This window comes from Thermocoleostomius sinensis A174 (assembly GCF_026802175.1).
GTDB lineage: Bacteria > Cyanobacteriota > Cyanobacteriia > Elainellales > Elainellaceae > Thermocoleostomius > Thermocoleostomius sinensis.
Window position 1 is genome coordinate 5,681,398 of sequence record NZ_CP113797.1, and the last position, 15,438, is coordinate 5,696,835.

14 protein-coding genes are annotated in these 15,438 nt (G+C 48.4%); 7 read left to right on the forward strand and 7 right to left on the reverse strand.

Going from position 1 to position 15,438, the window contains the following annotated elements; genetic code table 11:
• Positions 1-147: 147 nt before the first annotated feature.
• Positions 148-1,344, forward strand: coding sequence for a murein transglycosylase A family protein (locus OXH18_RS24605; RefSeq protein WP_268610185.1), 1,197 nt, complete (start codon positions 148-150; stop codon positions 1,342-1,344).
• 38 nt (positions 1,345-1,382) lie between these two features.
• Here OXH18_RS24605 and OXH18_RS24610 read toward each other — a convergent pair whose 3' ends face one another.
• Positions 1,383-2,855, reverse strand: coding sequence for a glycoside hydrolase family 13 protein (locus OXH18_RS24610; RefSeq protein ID WP_268610186.1), 1,473 nt, complete (start codon positions 2,853-2,855; stop codon positions 1,383-1,385).
• A 660-nt stretch (positions 2,856-3,515) separates the two neighbouring features.
• Here OXH18_RS24610 and OXH18_RS24615 point away from each other — a divergent pair.
• The 3 genes from OXH18_RS24615 (at position 3,516) to OXH18_RS24625 (ending at position 6,504) form a co-directional block, all read left to right on the forward strand.
• Positions 3,516-4,040 carry a porin family protein gene (locus OXH18_RS24615; protein WP_268610187.1) on the forward strand — a complete coding sequence of 175 codons (525 nt, stop codon included), beginning with the start codon at positions 3,516-3,518 and terminating at the stop codon, positions 4,038-4,040.
• A gap of 233 nt (positions 4,041-4,273) precedes the next feature.
• Positions 4,274-5,743 (forward strand): signal recognition particle protein, encoded by a 1,470-nt coding sequence (ffh, locus tag OXH18_RS24620; RefSeq protein ID WP_268610188.1) that lies wholly within the window; start codon positions 4,274-4,276, stop codon positions 5,741-5,743.
• A 278-nt stretch (positions 5,744-6,021) separates the two neighbouring features.
• Positions 6,022-6,504 carry a hypothetical protein gene (locus tag OXH18_RS24625; RefSeq protein ID WP_268610190.1) on the forward strand — a complete coding sequence of 161 codons (483 nt, stop codon included), beginning with the start codon at positions 6,022-6,024 and terminating at the stop codon, positions 6,502-6,504.
• Between the two features lie 359 nt (positions 6,505-6,863).
• Here the strand turns inward: OXH18_RS24625 and OXH18_RS24630 are convergent, their stop codons facing one another.
• A complete protein-coding gene (locus tag OXH18_RS24630; protein WP_268610191.1) occupies positions 6,864-7,181 on the reverse strand; it encodes a slr1957 family protein in 318 nt (105 codons plus the stop codon).
• A 311-nt stretch (positions 7,182-7,492) separates the two neighbouring features.
• On the opposite strand from OXH18_RS24630, the gene OXH18_RS24635 reads away from it, so the two are divergent.
• Positions 7,493-7,840 (forward strand): hypothetical protein, encoded by a 348-nt coding sequence (locus tag OXH18_RS24635; RefSeq protein WP_268610192.1) that lies wholly within the window; start codon positions 7,493-7,495, stop codon positions 7,838-7,840.
• Positions 7,841-7,902: 62 nt separating this feature from the next.
• Here OXH18_RS24635 and asnS read toward each other — a convergent pair whose 3' ends face one another.
• The gene (gene asnS, locus OXH18_RS24640) at positions 7,903-9,291 is read right to left on the reverse strand and encodes an asparagine--tRNA ligase (protein WP_268613252.1); all 1,389 of its coding nucleotides are present in this window, start codon (positions 9,289-9,291) and stop codon (positions 7,903-7,905) included.
• Positions 9,292-9,389: 98 nt separating this feature from the next.
• Complete coding sequence (locus OXH18_RS24645) at positions 9,390-10,184, reverse strand: SAM hydrolase/SAM-dependent halogenase family protein (protein WP_268610193.1); 795 nt, start codon at positions 10,182-10,184, stop codon at positions 9,390-9,392.
• Positions 10,185-10,529: 345 nt separating this feature from the next.
• On the opposite strand from OXH18_RS24645, the gene OXH18_RS24650 reads away from it, so the two are divergent.
• Positions 10,530-10,820 (forward strand): DUF7219 family protein, encoded by a 291-nt coding sequence (locus tag OXH18_RS24650; RefSeq protein ID WP_268610194.1) that lies wholly within the window; start codon positions 10,530-10,532, stop codon positions 10,818-10,820.
• Between the two features lie 18 nt (positions 10,821-10,838).
• On the opposite strand, the gene wecB is transcribed toward OXH18_RS24650, so the two are convergent.
• From wecB to OXH18_RS24665, 3 genes are all read right to left on the reverse strand, one after another.
• Positions 10,839-11,951 (reverse strand): non-hydrolyzing UDP-N-acetylglucosamine 2-epimerase, encoded by a 1,113-nt coding sequence (gene wecB / locus OXH18_RS24655; RefSeq protein ID WP_268610195.1) that lies wholly within the window; start codon positions 11,949-11,951, stop codon positions 10,839-10,841.
• Between the two features lie 35 nt (positions 11,952-11,986).
• On the reverse strand, positions 11,987-12,841 hold the full coding sequence (purU, locus tag OXH18_RS24660; protein WP_268610197.1) for a formyltetrahydrofolate deformylase: 855 nt from the start codon (positions 12,839-12,841) through the stop codon (positions 11,987-11,989).
• Between the two features lie 103 nt (positions 12,842-12,944).
• Positions 12,945-14,360: an MFS transporter gene (locus OXH18_RS24665; protein WP_268610198.1), complete on the reverse strand. Its 1,416-nt coding sequence runs from the start codon at positions 14,358-14,360 to the stop codon at positions 12,945-12,947.
• Positions 14,361-14,971: 611 nt separating this feature from the next.
• On the opposite strand from OXH18_RS24665, the gene OXH18_RS24670 reads away from it, so the two are divergent.
• Positions 14,972-15,262 carry a hypothetical protein gene (locus OXH18_RS24670; RefSeq protein ID WP_268610199.1) on the forward strand — a complete coding sequence of 97 codons (291 nt, stop codon included), beginning with the start codon at positions 14,972-14,974 and terminating at the stop codon, positions 15,260-15,262.
• Positions 15,263-15,438 lie beyond the last annotated feature (176 nt).

Below are 15,438 nucleotides of genomic sequence, written 5' to 3' on the forward strand. Positions count from 1 at the left end.
TATGAATTTTCAACGACGAATTTTCAACGACGGCTCCTAACTAGCTCCTCACTAATTAAGCACTGGTTCTCAGTCAAGACTGGAACTGCCTATGCAAACTACACATGGTTCCTGAAACCAACCTGCTAAAACTGTCTTGCTAAATCTATGCTGAATCGCGTCGGTCTCTTTTACTTTTTCTGTGCCCTGTTGATTAGTCTGGCGATCGGGGGATCTCCACTCGCTCATCAAACCCCAACGAGTTCATGGCCCAACCCCAACGAAGTTACAGTATCCACCGCTTCCACTGCTTCTGCTGTAGCAACCACACCTGCGGTTTACCAAGCGATCGATGAATATCATCGTCCCCGTTTCAGCGTTGATGGGCATCAGGTGATGCGTACAGGCAGGCTGCCGCGTGTTGAGTTGCGCTTCAACGAAACTGACTTGCTGACTGTTCTGCAAAATACACAGGCCTATTTCCAAACCTATGGCGAGGAAAATGCAGAGGTGCAGCGAGAGGGTATTCTGGGGGCGCAGGGGGTAACGATAGCAGATGTGTTAGATACACTGGAGTTCATGATCGCGACGCTTCAGGAAGACCTACGCCATCAGCAGCCTACTCGCCTCAAAGATCCGAACTTCATTAATACTCACTTTCGAGTCATAGAATGGTCGGCTTATGATCCGGCCAATTTAAGGGAGAAACAGGTGCGCCTGACCAAATACGCTGTGTTTACCCATCCTGGTTCTCGGTCTCCCACAGCGGTGTTCACTGTCCCGCTCTATCAACTCCCAGATGATGCCGAAACCGATCGGTTCTACCTCAACTACACTAAACAAGAGGTTCTAGCGGGCATTTACGAACCGGGAGGCGCAGAATTTGGCCGAGTCGAACCGCTGGCATATTTGACGCGAGATAGCTTTGAAGATGCTCTGATGCAAGGAACGGTACTGGTAAACTTTACGGACGGCTCATCCGCTTTCTTTAATGTCGATCGCAATAATGGCATTGCTTACGATACGAATATTTCACCCTATCGCCAAGGGCGCTATTGGTACTTCAAACCGGTTGATGCGATCAAAGGCTATGGACATACATCCGAAGCAAAAATTTCTATTAAACCTGGTGTCACGTTTGCTGGCGATGTACTGAATATTGGGTTAGGACGCATTGTGGTGTTAGCCGCTCCATCGGGAACTGCACAACTAGGCGTCATTGCCGATACAGGCGGAGCTTTTTTACCCAACCTGCATCAGCTAGATTTTTTGGCGGGTGTATTTCGCGATCGAGATGAGTTTTATACCCACATCAGCCAATTGCCAGAATATGCAAATGCATACATCTTGATTCGTAAGCCCTAGAGCCATGGAACCTAACAGCTTCCGCTAAGAAATGGTACTCATCCCAAAATCAGCCCTGTTCGGGGTGGAATCTCCAAAAACAAGTTGTCGGCAGTCCAAAGAATCGAAGTGTGTTTTTCAGCGTCGGCATTGGTGCTATAGAGAATTTGGCTAGGCTGTGCATGTAAACGCATTCCAACGGTTTCCAGGTCGATGCGGGCTGGAATATCATCGGAGTTTACCGCCACAATCAATACATCTCCTTCCCAAAGCCGAGCAAAGACATACGCTAGACCTTCGGCTCCTAACAAGCGATATTCCCCAATACGCAGAGCCATGTGGGCATGACGTAAGCTGATTAACTGGCAATGGCACTCGAAAAGGTCTGTATTCCACTGGGCAGGAGGTGGAAAACTGCGCCGACAATCCGGATCAAGGGCCCCCTCCAGACCAACTTCATCGCCGTAATAAAGACTGGGTGCACCAGGAAAAGTCATCAGCAATAGGGTTGCTAGTTTAACACTGTTAATGTCGCCGCCTGCAAGGGTCAGCAACCGTGCTGTGTCATGGCTGGCTAAAAGATTGAGTTGAGTGAGTTGAATGTCCCAGGGATAGCGATGCAGCAACAGTTGAATCTTTTCCGCATAGGTGACGGCATCCATCGCTGGATAGGGATCATAATCGCGATCTTGCACCTGATCACGAATCACCCGATCGCCTGCAGTATAAGCAATTGTGGCTCCGGCAAACCAGTAGTTCAGAACGCCATCAAACTGCGTACCGTCTAACCATTGTCGTGCATCTCGCCAAATTTCACCCACAATGTAGGCGTTGGGGTTGATGGCTTTCACCCGATCGCGAAATTCTTGCCAAAACCCCGGTTCTTTGATGCACATTGGTACATCCAGCCGCCAGCCGTCAATGCCTTGACGAATCCAATGCTCGGCTACTTGCATAATATATTCCCGCACAGCCGGATTAGCGTGGTTAAATTCTGGCAAAGCGCGGTTGTCTGCCCAGCCCTTATAGTTTGCCGGTCGATCGCCATCGTAGGGAGCCAGTGGCCAGCCTTCAATCTTAAACCAATCAATCCAGGGCGAATGGGGACCATTCTCCAAAATATCGTTAAAGAAGAAGAAACCGCGACTGGCATGGTTAAAGACGCCATCTAGTACAACCTTCATACCTCGCCAGTGGGCCGCTTCCAGCAGGCGATAGAAAGCAGTGTTGCCACCCAATAACGGATCGACCTGGTAATAATCCTGCGTGTGGTAGCGATGATTGCTGGCAGACTGAAAGATGGGTGTGAAGTAAATAGCAGTCACCCCCAAGTCTTGCAAATAGTCGAGTTTATCAATCACACCCCATAAATTGCCACCTTTGTAGCCCTGGGGGGTGGGTGGGGCCTCCCAAGCTTCTAAGGGTACCGTCTCTAGCTTGGGCATCAGGGGTTGCAACCCTCTGGCGAAACGATCGGGAAAGATTTGATAGAAAACAGCATGTTTCACCCAGTCTGGTGTGTGAATTGGCATAACCCCTCTCTGTATTCAGTCCTCTCGGTTTTCCCGGCTGCCTACTTCGTAAGCTCGGCGTAGGGTCGCTTAGCATTTATCAACAATTGACATAGTGCAGCATCTCACAGCATCCGACAAGGCTCAAGTGGGAATTGATCACATTCTCTGTATTCAACTAGCCAGCCAGCGTTTTTTCTGACGGCTGCGATCGAAACTAGGGAAGAATTCCTCCTTTTGATTGGAACAATTCACGAGCTTTTGGTGTCTTACTATCCATCTTTTTTACATTGATATCCTTTAAATAAAACGCTTTTTTGAATAAGAAAATAATGTTAAACAAGAGTTAAAAAATTGAATGTGACAGTTGTAAAACAGGCTATTTTTTTAGAAAAAATCAATTTCAAAACCTATAACTAAATTATGAGCAAATTACAGCAAAAGCACCTGTTCTTCTAAACTGCTTCTTTGATTTATTCTTCAAACAAAGAGCATAAAAGAAGCGAAATCATTGCTCTATTGATCGGTTCAATCAGCGATTTATCTTTACGAACATGAGAGATAAATTGTGCTCGATCAGGGTGAAGTTAATAGATTAATTGACAACTCATCCGTGTACAAATCAATGGCTAACTCAGCTTAGCCACTGTAATTCAGCACTCTTCAGGAAGGAAGGTATCTATGAAACGGTCTATCAAAGTGATCGCTACAACTTCGATTGTTTCAGCAATGGCAGTAGGATCAATTTTGTTTTCTGCCGATCGCGCTTCTGCACAAGTCCGAGGGATGGAAGGCAGCTATTTAGGCGGTGGTGTATCGGCTGGCGTTACTAATGTTGATGAAGATGGATCGGTTTTAGGTGGTAATATTCAAGGGCGTTTAGATGCGCGAGAATTGCCAGTATCGTTGCGTGGCGCATTCCTATTTAATGGAGATAATAGTGCCATTATGCCGATCGTTTCCTATGACGTTGGAGTGGCTCCCAATACAAACCTGTATGTGGGTGGAGGCTACTCTTTTGTATTAGGTAGAGGAGAGTCGTCGTTGTTAGGAAACCAAGACGCGCCAGTGGTAACACTGGGGGTGGAAACGGCAGTGAATCCGAATGTTGTGCTGTATGGCGATGCCAAGTTAGGGATTGATGCTTACAAAAATAGCTCTGGCTCGGCAGTCAGCTTGCAATTAGGGGCAGCCTACCGATTCTAGTTGGATTGGTTGGATCGATTGGGACGATCAACTCGATCGTCCTGTCAAATCAGGGGGGAGGTCCTGGAACATGACGTTGCTAGAGTTGAGTTCTCATCCTCCCTTCTTTTCTAGTTAGAAAAACCTGTCTAACCCTGATGAGCCACAAAATTCTCAACACAAGTCTCTAAAATAGGAAGTATTCAGTATTTGTGACTGGGTTCGTTACTGCTAGAGACTAGAGATATTGCTTTATGTTTGAAGCCCTTGCCGATCGTCTGGAAGGAGCCTGGAAAAAACTCCGGGGTCAAGACAAAATTTCGGAGTCCAATGTTCAAGAGGCGTTACGAGAAGTTCGTCGGGCCCTATTAGAGGCAGATGCTAACCTCCAGGTTGTCAAAGATTTTGTTGCTGAAGTGCAGAAGCAGGCACTTGGCGCAGAAGTGATTGCAGGGGTCAATCCGGGACAGCAGTTCATCAAAATTGTTTATGATGAACTAGTGTCAGTGATGGGAGACACCAATGTTCCGCTGGCTCATGCCGATGTAGCCCCGACGATCGTACTGATGGCAGGGCTTCAGGGGACGGGTAAAACCACAGCTACCGCGAAACTGGCTCTGCATTTGCGTAAACAGGAACGCAGTGCGATGCTGGTGGCAACAGATGTTTACCGTCCAGCGGCGATCGATCAGTTGGTAACGTTAGGGAAGCAGATCGGTGTGCCCGTCTTTGAGATGGGGAGTGATGCCGATCCAGTGGAAATTGCTCGGCAGGGCGTTGAACAAGCCAAAGCTGACGGCATCGATACGGTCATCATTGACACAGCAGGTCGCTTACAAATTGACCAAGCCATGATGGCCGAATTGGCTCGCATCAAACAAACCGTGCAGCCCCACGAGGTGTTGCTGGTGGTAGATGCCATGACCGGACAGGAAGCCGCGAACTTGACACGCACCTTTCATGAAGAAATTGGTATCACTGGGGCCATTCTTACCAAAATGGACGGCGACACTCGCGGTGGCGCTGCCCTATCAGTACGTCGGATCTCGGGTCAGCCCATTAAGTTCATTGGGGTTGGCGAAAAAGTAGAGGCACTACAGCCGTTCTATCCCGATCGCATGGCCTCACGAATTTTGGGCATGGGCGATGTGCTCACCCTGGTAGAAAAAGCTCAGGAAGAAGTCGATCTAGCGGATGCTGAAAAGCTACAAGAGAAAATTCTGACTGCCAAGTTTGACTTCGCCGACTTTCTGAAGCAAACGCGATTGATGAAAAACATGGGATCGCTAGCGGGAATTGTAAAGCTGATTCCAGGCATGGGCGGCAAAATTTCCGACGAACAGTTGCAACAAGGCGAGGCGCAACTGAAACGGGTGGAAGCCATGATTAACTCGATGACCCCCGAAGAACGCAGAGAACCAGAGTTGCTGTCGGGGTCTCCTAGTCGCCGTCGTCGCATTGCCAAAGGGTCGGGGTATTCCCTGGACGATGTCAGTAAACTGGTGAAAGATTTCCAGAAAATGCGATCGCTGATGCAGCAGATGGGTCAGGGTGGATTGCCCGGGATGGGAATGCCCGGATTGGGAGGGATGTTTGGTGGCGGTGCGCCCGCTGGTGGAATGCCCAGTCCTCCCCCCCCCGGTTGGCGCGGCTACCCCGGTGCAATGTCGCCAGGAAAGAAGAAGAAAAAGGACAAGAAAAAGAAAGGCTTTGGCACGCTGTAATAGCTATAACAAAGGCTAAAGGTGAAGGATAGAAAGTGAGTAAATATTCCGAGGGTTGATGATGTTCTACCGGGATATCTATCCAATTTTTGAACCTTGAGCCTGTATCATTTGCCCCTTTTTCAAGCCTTTCTCTTTTCTCCTTTTATCCTTTCATTCCCAGGTCCATATCGTGCTAGGCTCGTATCTATAGGATCAATAACAGTCTCAGGCTTGCCTTGCCGTTGGCGAGGTGTTCGTGAGGTTGGAAGGAGAGGTTTTTAGGAGCGATCGCAACAATGGTATTAAAGTTTTTAGGATTGGGTAAGAAATCCGAATATTTTCTAGAGGCGGAACCACAACCGTCCAACGGTTCTGAACCTGCAACCGCAGAAAAACCCAAGACGGAATCCGTTGCTACAACAACCCCTGAAGCGGTCAAGGACGCTGTGTCTTCAACACTGGAAACAGCAGCGTCTGAAGCAAAATCAGCCCTAGAGGCCGCTGCCGCCGTAGCCACTTCTGCCACAGAGGCTGTCGCCTCTAAAGCAACAAAAACTACAAAGAAATCGAAAAAATCGCAGAAAGCAAAGGTGGAATCAGTCACTGTTGAGATTGATGAAACAACCCAAGCAGAGGCGAAAGCTGAAATTAAAGCAATTCCAGCTTCTAGTAACACCTTTGCGACCGATCATCTCATTCCGAAGAACACCCCTCGCCGCCGTCCGGGCCCCAGCCTAGATATGTTTAAGGACATGGCACGACAGATGAACTCGAAGTAGGTCAACGGATATATCCATCGATCGACGGTTATCTCGTTTATTTCTACTTATTTCTACTAAGACAACCTAAAGGAAAGGATGAAGAGTCTATGCCTCTTTAGTCCTTTCCTTTTTTGTCTTGCTTTTTTGTAGTGAGTAGTTTGTATTGAGTTTGATTATTCATCAACCCGGGTATTGGTTATGACCTACTCCCCGGCGTTCCTGAAGCAGATAGGAATTGCCCTCATCCCCAACCCTTCTCCCTAGGGTGAGGGCTGCAAGAAGCTCCAGCACGAGAATCATCTTCTTTCAGCAACGCCTGACCTACCGCCTACTCCCTATTCCCTGACCTATCCCTCAGCTAGTCTATCGTCAGCTTCTTAATCTTCGACTTCAAGTTGGGCGACGATCATGGCACAGATCGCAAAAGCAGACACTAGCGGCATGGGTGACTGTAATAGATAAGTAAACAGTGCCGACATAACACTAATGCCGATCGCCGTCACACACCATTTCCGTTCATCCGGGCTTAAGCCTTGTTTGGCTTTAATCAGGCGTAGTGCCTGGTTAGGAATTGGCAACGGCATCACAGCATTAGGCGGGAACGCCCAGTATTCCTTGCGCTCGCGCACAAATAGATCTGTCCAACCGTTTTCCTGACACCAATCCTCAATCCAGGTGTAGCAATAGTGATTCATAACTCAAGGCAGAAGAATGGACTACAACTCAAAAACAATAGAACCTAGACCCAACAACCCTCAAAACGAACAAGCTCTACAGAGGCTCTGTAGAACTAGCAAAACCATGAGTTGATTTAAGAAAACTTCCTACTGTTCGTAGGCTAACAAACTCAACCGATGACAACCATCTATGGCAATCAAAGTTTACTCAAACCAATCTTCTGGTTACAGAGCGTAAAGCACTTGTGACAAAACTTAGGGCTAGGACAGTTAATAGCTACGTTATTGTCTTTCTAGCGCCTGATTGCAGCCTCCATAGATAGATTTTCATGAATGAGCTTGCCAGAAAAGATTTGTTCACTTGTTTAGGAGCCTGGCTAGCGTTGGAGCTTGTCTGTTTTGGGCTGCTGCCAGGGATTGGGTTAAATCGATCGAACGTTAATATCGAGCCTTGGTTTATCGCCAGTATTCCCTTAGGAATTGGTGGAGCGTTTCTGTTGGCAAGCAGTACTCACTTCCTCGAAGGCGATCGACCAGAGACGTGGTGGCAAAAGCGCTTGACTCAAGTGTCGGCTGTGCTAGTTAGCTGGGCCGGGTTGTTGGGCATCAGCTTTCCGTTACTAGTGATGAGTTTGCTGATTTTTATTGAACTGTTTGCGCAATTACGGGGTTCATGAAATTCTCGTTGCAGGCGGGCAGTGCCGACCTTGCTTGGAACCTACCCTCGATTCAAGCGCAATCAAAATTCAGCTTCGCGGGGTGCACGCGGAAAGGGAATGACATCGCGGATGTTCCCCATTCCGGTCATAAACTGCACCAGCCGATCGAACCCTAAGCCAAACCCGGCATGGGGTACGGTTCCATAACGGCGCAAATCTAGATACCACCACAGAGTTTCGATCGGCAAGCCACATTCCTGCACCCGTCGTTCTAACACCTCTAAGCGCTCTTCTCGCTGCGAGCCGCCTACCAATTCCCCAATTTTAGGAGCCAAAATATCCATCGCCCGTACAGTTTTGCCATCGTCATTTAAGCGCATATAGAAAGCTTTGATAGCGGCTGGATAGTCGGTGACAATCACAGGTTTCTTAAACAGATCTTCCGCCAAATAGCGCTCGTGTTCTGACTGCAAATCCGCTCCCCAGGACACGGGATACTCAAAGGATTTGTCGGCTTTTTCCAGCAGGGCGATCGCATCAGTGTAAGTAATGCGCTCAAACTGGCTATTAATGATATTTTCAGCCGTTGCTAGCACTGAATCATCAATGCGGAGATTGAAGAATTCCATATCTTCCGGGCAGGTTTCCAGCACATGCTTGAAGACATGTTTAAGGAAAGCTTCCGCCAAGTCCATGTTGCCCTCTAGTTCACAGAAAGCCATCTCCGGTTCTACCATCCAAAATTCGGCCAAGTGGCGCGATGTGTTGGAGTTCTCAGCACGGAAGGTGGGGCCAAAGGTATAGACATTTGTGAAGGCCATCGCCATAATTTCGGCTTCCAGTTGTCCGCTTACTGTTAGATAAGCCCGTCGCCCAAAAAAGTCCTCACTAAAATCAATTTCGCCAGCGTCTGTACGGGGCAATTTTTCAAAGTCTAACCCTGTTACTGTAAACAGTTCCCCGGCTCCTTCGGCATCACTGGCCGTAATTAGCGGTGTATGTACCCATAGGAATCCCCGCTCTTGAAAGAAATTGTGAATGGCCGTCGCGCAGGCATTCCGCACCCGAAACACAGCCCCCAAGGTATTAGTGCGGGGTCGTAGATGTCCGATCGTTCGCAAAAACTCAAAGGAATGGCGCTTCTTTTGTAGTGGATAGGTTTCGGCGTCGGCTTCACCATACACTTTAATAGTATGGGCCTTCAGTTCAATCCGTTGGCCCTTAGCGGGCGACTCAACCAACACACCGCTGATCTCGACTGATGCGCCAGTGTTAGCCTGCTTCATCGTCTCGGCATAGTTGGGCAAATCGTCATTCACCACCACTTGCAGCCCTGCCAGCGAGGAGCCATCGTTGACTTCTACAAAGCTAAAGCTCTTTTGGTCGCGTTTTGTGCGCACCCAGCCTTGAATGGTGACAGGTTCGTTGGGTTGACCGTAGCGAAGCAGATCCAGAATGCGTCGAGTCATTGTCATGAGCGTCAGGGTGAGCAGGCGAAATTTGGTCGTCGATTGTACTGCCTCTGAGTGTAGCAAGGACTGACTCGATCGATGAGGGTTGGGGTGGCTTATCCTTGTCCGATGACCACCTGCACAACATCTTCCCAGTTCAGACGCAGTTGAAAATGAGCATCACCACCGCTAATGGCCAGTTCTACCCACCCGTGACTACCTACTAACGCCAAAGGTTCACCGGGAGAGACATCGCTGTAGGTACTACAACCGGGCACTGTGCGTTTACCAACCAGCACCGACCAGGTTTTACCATCAACATACTCACCTGGAATATTAGTGATAACGTTGCCAAAGCGATCGATATGCTGAATATTGCCCCGAAAGCCGTGTGCGGTGGGGGTACAACTGGCAATTGGACATTGAGCCAGATTGACAACGTCGATCGGATCTCCCAGTTTGGTGATAGGAACGCCACTGGCCAAATGGGCGGCAACTGGCGCAAAGATATCCCGCCCGTGGAACGTGTGGCTAGGGTCTGGGACACGCCAATAATCGCGGTTGGTGAGTTCAACGCTGTGAATAACGGACTGTTGTGCCAGTAGGCCGGTGAAAATGCCGTTATCCGGACCCACCAAAAACCCCGTTTCCAATTCGAGGGCGATCGCCCGGCGAGCACTGCCTACGCCTGGATCAACGACCGCCACATGTACCGTTCCAACTGGAAAGAACGGATAAGCACTGAGCAAATTAAACTGAGCCACCTGAATATTTTGGGGAGGCACCTCATGCGTTAAATCAATGACCTGCACATGGGGATTAATTTGGGCAATCACTCCTTTCATAACCCCAACATAGGTGTCGTTCCAGCCAAAATCGGTTAGCAGTGTCAGTAGGGAAGTTGCAGTCATGGAGGGCACAAAGCAAAGAGGGGCGATCGGTGAAGTAACGTAAAAGCCTAGGTGATCTGTCCCCAAGGTAGCCCAACTTATGACCAACTAGGCACAAGAAAATGGTCAGAACAAACAGCAAATAGCGTAACTTGGGTAGCGTGAGGTACTGAAGTAACAGCCTTATGATCAAAAGGACGCGAGAGGAAAGGTTTTGACGATATGGCTTCTATCCCGCCAACCGTTGTCCTTTACCAAAGAGACTAACAGGAGTCATGGAGCCGATATCAACAGGTTTGGAACATCCCGATTTCTCAATACAGAGTCGTGCCAACGTTCACAACGAGGTAATACAGAGGTAATACAGTGGTCAATAGCAATAATCCAAACAGCAATCAAAACGATAAAGATCAGTTTTTTCATCCTCAGTCGAAATACTATGGTGAGTTTTCGCCGGAGGCTCTCGCCTTCAATGCCAACTTGCAAGAGTTTGCCTCTCGGGTTGGGATTGTCTGTAACTTAGAAACAGGTGGTAAGATTTCCTCCGAAGAAGCCTACACAGAAATTAAGCGACTTTGGAAACAACTGAAACAGTCAAAACACGAACTGTTAGATACCGCCAGACCCCCTTCACCCGATTTACCCACCGACGAATGAATATCGAAATGGATTGATTTAGCCAAAATGAGCTTTGACGGCTTGCACAATTCGCTGAGATGCTTGACCATCGCCAAAGGGATTGACCGCATTAGCCATAACCTGATACGCATCGGCATCGGCAAGCAGCGTTGCCGCTTCTGTGGCAATGGTTTTTGGATGGGTTCCCACCAGTTTGGCTGTACCCGCTTGGACGGCTTCTGGGCGTTCAGTGGTTTCTCGCAGAACTAACACTGGTTTTCCTAGACTGGGTGCTTCCTCTTGCAGTCCTCCAGAATCGGTTAAGAGCAAGTAGCAGCGTTGAATGGCCCCAACCAGTTCGCTGTAATCTAATGGTTCTGTCAAAAATACGCGAGGATGAGACCCTAGTATGGCTTGCAAGGGTTCTCGTACCGTCGGGTTGCGATGTAAGGGCAGCAGCAATGCTGTATCAGGAAAGCGATCGAGCACATCCAAGAATCCGGTAGCAATCTCTTGCAACGGACTGCCCCAATTTTCGCGGCGATGCACTGTAGCCAATAATACGCGATAGTGCTCCCAGGCTAAATTTTCCACCGGGCAAGCAGGCTGCTGGGCGGCTACGGTCAACAGCGCATCAATCACGGTATTGCCCGTATGATAAATCTTGCCGATGACCCCCGATCGCTCTAAATTTTCCACCGCAAGCGTCGTAGGGGCAAAGTGAAGATGCGTGATTTGCGAAATCAACCGCCGATTCGCTTCTTCTGGGTAGGGATTATAGATGTGATCAGTTCGCAGTCCAGCTTCCACGTGCCCCACCGGAATTTGCTGATAGAAAGCCGCTAGGGCCGCTGCCAATGCGGTTGTGGTATCGCCTTGCACAATTACCAATTGGGGCTGAAGCTCGTGGAACAGGGTTTCCAGTCCTCGTAGGCTGCGGCAGGTGATGTCGGTTAAGGTCTGCCCATGCTGCATGATGTTCAAATCGCGATCGGCTTGCAGCCCAAATAATTTCATGACTTGGGACACCATCTCTCGGTGCTGTCCGGTGAGAATGACTTGGGTGGAAAAGGCTGGATCTTGCTGAAAAGCTTGAATCACCGGAGCTAACTTGATCGCTTCGGGGCGGGTTCCTAGAATGATGCAAACTCGAATCGGTGACTTAGCCATACCTATTTCGCTCTACATGAATCAAGACCAAACCATTAGGCAAACACCACAGTGCGGTTGCCATATACCAACACGCGATTTTGCAAGTGTAGGCGCACGGCTCTGGCCAATACAACCCGTTCTAAGTCTTTACCCTGTCGAATCAAATCTTCTACCTGATCGCGATGGCTCACCCGTACTACATCTTGTTCAATGATGGGGCCTTCGTCTAAATCTTGGGTGACATAGTGGGCTGTTGCGCCAATGATTTTAACACCCCGATCGAACGCCCGATGATAGGGATTGGCTCCTGGAAAGGCGGGCAAAAACGAGTGATGAATATTGATCAGGGTGGGAAACTGGGCAATAAACTTTGAGCTAAGCACCTGCATATACTTTGCCAACACTACTAGATCAATGTTGTACTGCCGCAACAAGTCTAGCTGTTTGGCTTCCTGTGCTGGTTTGGTATCTGGTGTGATTGGTAAATAATGATAGTCAATACTAAATTGGTCGGCGATCGACTGCAATTGTGGATGATTGCTGATAATGAGGGGAATTTCTGCATTCAACTCTTTCGATCGCTGTCGCCAGATCAAATCAAACAAACAGTGATCTTGACGGCTGACCCAAATCGCAATCCGAGGCACCCGATCTGAAAAATGGAGTTGCCAATTGGCCTGTAAAGGTTGGGCAATGGCGCCAAAAGCTGGAGCAATGATATCTCGCGGCAAATTAAATCCGGCTAGCTCCCATTCTATCCGCGTTAAAAACAACCCCGCCGAAGCATCGGTATGCTGATCGGCATGGATAATATTGCCGCCATTTGAGTAAATGAAATTGGCAAATTTCGCGACCAATCCCCGTTGATCGGGACAGGAAATTAACAGGGTAGCAGTTGGGCTAGACATAGAGGGCTAAGGCGTAAATAGAAGATACGATCGACAGACTGAATGAGCTAGGGAATGGAGAGTTGGGAGTTGAGAATGGGGCGTGGAGATGAAGTGATTAGATTTAGACTCGATCGATGGGTGAATGGCGACGTTCTTGGAGCCGTAGGGCAATTTCCTGATGGGCTTCTCGGGTGATGGGGTAAAAATAGGCTAACACTAAACTACAGAGCAGAAATAAGGCGGGCACAGGCGCGATCGCCCACCGAATGGCCCACAAGGCAGAATCCGGCTGGAGCGGAGTAGGCTGCTCGGCGGTGGTGGCAATAAACCCTGTCCAATCAAGGCTTTTACCTACCAAAAATAGAGACACCGCCACCCCAATTTTTTGCAACTGTGACATAAAGCCATAGAAAATACCTTCGCGACGCTGACCCGACTGAAGCTCATCGAGATCGATAACATCCGGTAATGTAGACCACGGAACCAGATATGCTACTGCAATTCCCATCCCCATCGTCACCGCTAAAACATAGACAAAGCCGATTTGCTGCGGTTGTAAAAAGAAAATTCCTGCTTGGGCCAAGAGCCAGGGCGGAATCCCTAGAAAATAAATGGTGCGTTTATCCACCCGTTGCCCCAACCAACTCCACCCGATTGTGGCGACTAGTGCGGTGAGTTGAGCCGTAATCCCTAATTGCGTCACGTCTTGCTCTTGCCGTCCCATGTAGTGCACTACAAAATAGGGCAACACGCTAGCAATGAGTTGCATGGCTAACCAAGAACACAGGAAAATTCCCATGATCAGGAGAAATGGGCGATGGCTTAAAACCGTGCGCATTTGTCTGAGCAAGGAAGGAGAAGGCGCGACAGACGCCGATCGCTGCAATTGCATTGTTTGAAAGCGAGAAAAAGTGCCACAAACACATAACAATACTGCCAGTATGGCCAACACTGCACAGTTGATTGCCAACACGAGATATTGCTGTTGGGTATCAGGAATCAGTTCAAAAATGACTTGCGCCATCACCAACGCAAAAATACCGCCAGCCAGATCAAATGCCGTTTGAAAGCCAGCCAAACTCGTGCGCTCCGTATAGGTCTGTGTCAATTCAGACGCCAGAGTGGTATAGGGAATACTGACCGTCGTAGAGGCAATGTAATATAGAAAGGCAATGCCTGCATAGTAGCCAAACAATTGCCATTGATTTTCCATAGGTGGCACGAGCCATAGCAGGATGAACAATCCAGCGAAGGGAACGACTCCTGCCAGCATCCACGGATAACGCTTGCCCCAGGGAGATCGAGTGCGATCGCTTAACCAACCCACCATTGGATCATTGATTGCATCCCAAAGGCGTCCCAACAACAGCACCGACCCTGCCAAGGCTGGATTTAGTCCAGCGACATCCGTCATGAAAAACAGCAGAAAGAAGATGACAATATTACCCAGAATCGACGCGGTTAGCATTCCCGTGCCATAGCTAAGCTTTGTTTTAAGCGTTAAGCGCTCAATATTTAATTCCTCTGGGTTGGTCATACAGTTGATGCCTCTCTGATTCCCGCAGCCGTTACTCAACCGTGAACGTTTTCTGTGAGCATTCGTCTATGCTCCTATGTCCTTGCGGTTATTGTACGGAACCTTCGGACACTACGGCGATTCTTGATAGCATCGATGTTTATCGATGTTTGGGACTAATTTCTCGCTCGCAATTCCTGTTCTCCCGGTTGTTACTCCCCAAATTCATCGTTCGTTAACAGAAGCAACGCAGTTATAAAACTCTGATGAGTCACAACAGCCAAGAGTACACATTTTCACTGCTTGGATTTACCGTAATAAATAACAGCCACTTGTTACAAAAGTCACCTGTATGAGTCTAGATTAGTTTCTATCTCTTCAATCGAAATGTTGAGGTCGTGGTTTAACCAATCGCATAACGTTAACCAATGCAGAAGCATTCGATCGAATCTTTCCTCATCAGTACAGCAGCACAGGATGAACATTAAGTTACGACCGCTAAAAAACATCCTGAAGGGAAGCATCTCACCAGAATACTGCTAGAGGAGAAATCTCCCTACATTCCTGAGAACATCACACTTGTGGTCTGATTTTAATTTATAAATCTTCACAACATTACGAGGTAGGTAGTCGTGTTATCCCAATTACTAGGAACAGTCGGTACTCAGTTTTATTCCACAACCGTCTCAGAAGTGGTTGTCCGTGAATTTGTCGATACCGATCTGGATGTTGAGGGCTGGTATGCGCTTGGACATCAAAAGCAAAGTGAGTTTTTGGCAGCCGTGGGTAAACAAGAGTCGATTTGGCGACTGCGGCGTAATCGAGTAGAGTACCTTTGGGCCATTCTGGAAAGGAATCATCTAGAGTTATTTGATGAAGCGGTTTCCGGTGCGCGTCCAATTACGGTCATTCGGTTGTTTTAGTTCGGATCTCAACTTCTTGCCTAAGTTAGACGATGAAGCAGTGCCCTAATTGCAAGTCATGGATCTAAAGCATCCTGGATTGCATATTTAAGCTCTTTGTCAGCAGGACGTTTAACGAATTGCTCATGACTGTAGATCCAGAGTGGCAGAATGAAGGCTCTAGACTCATTCACCAA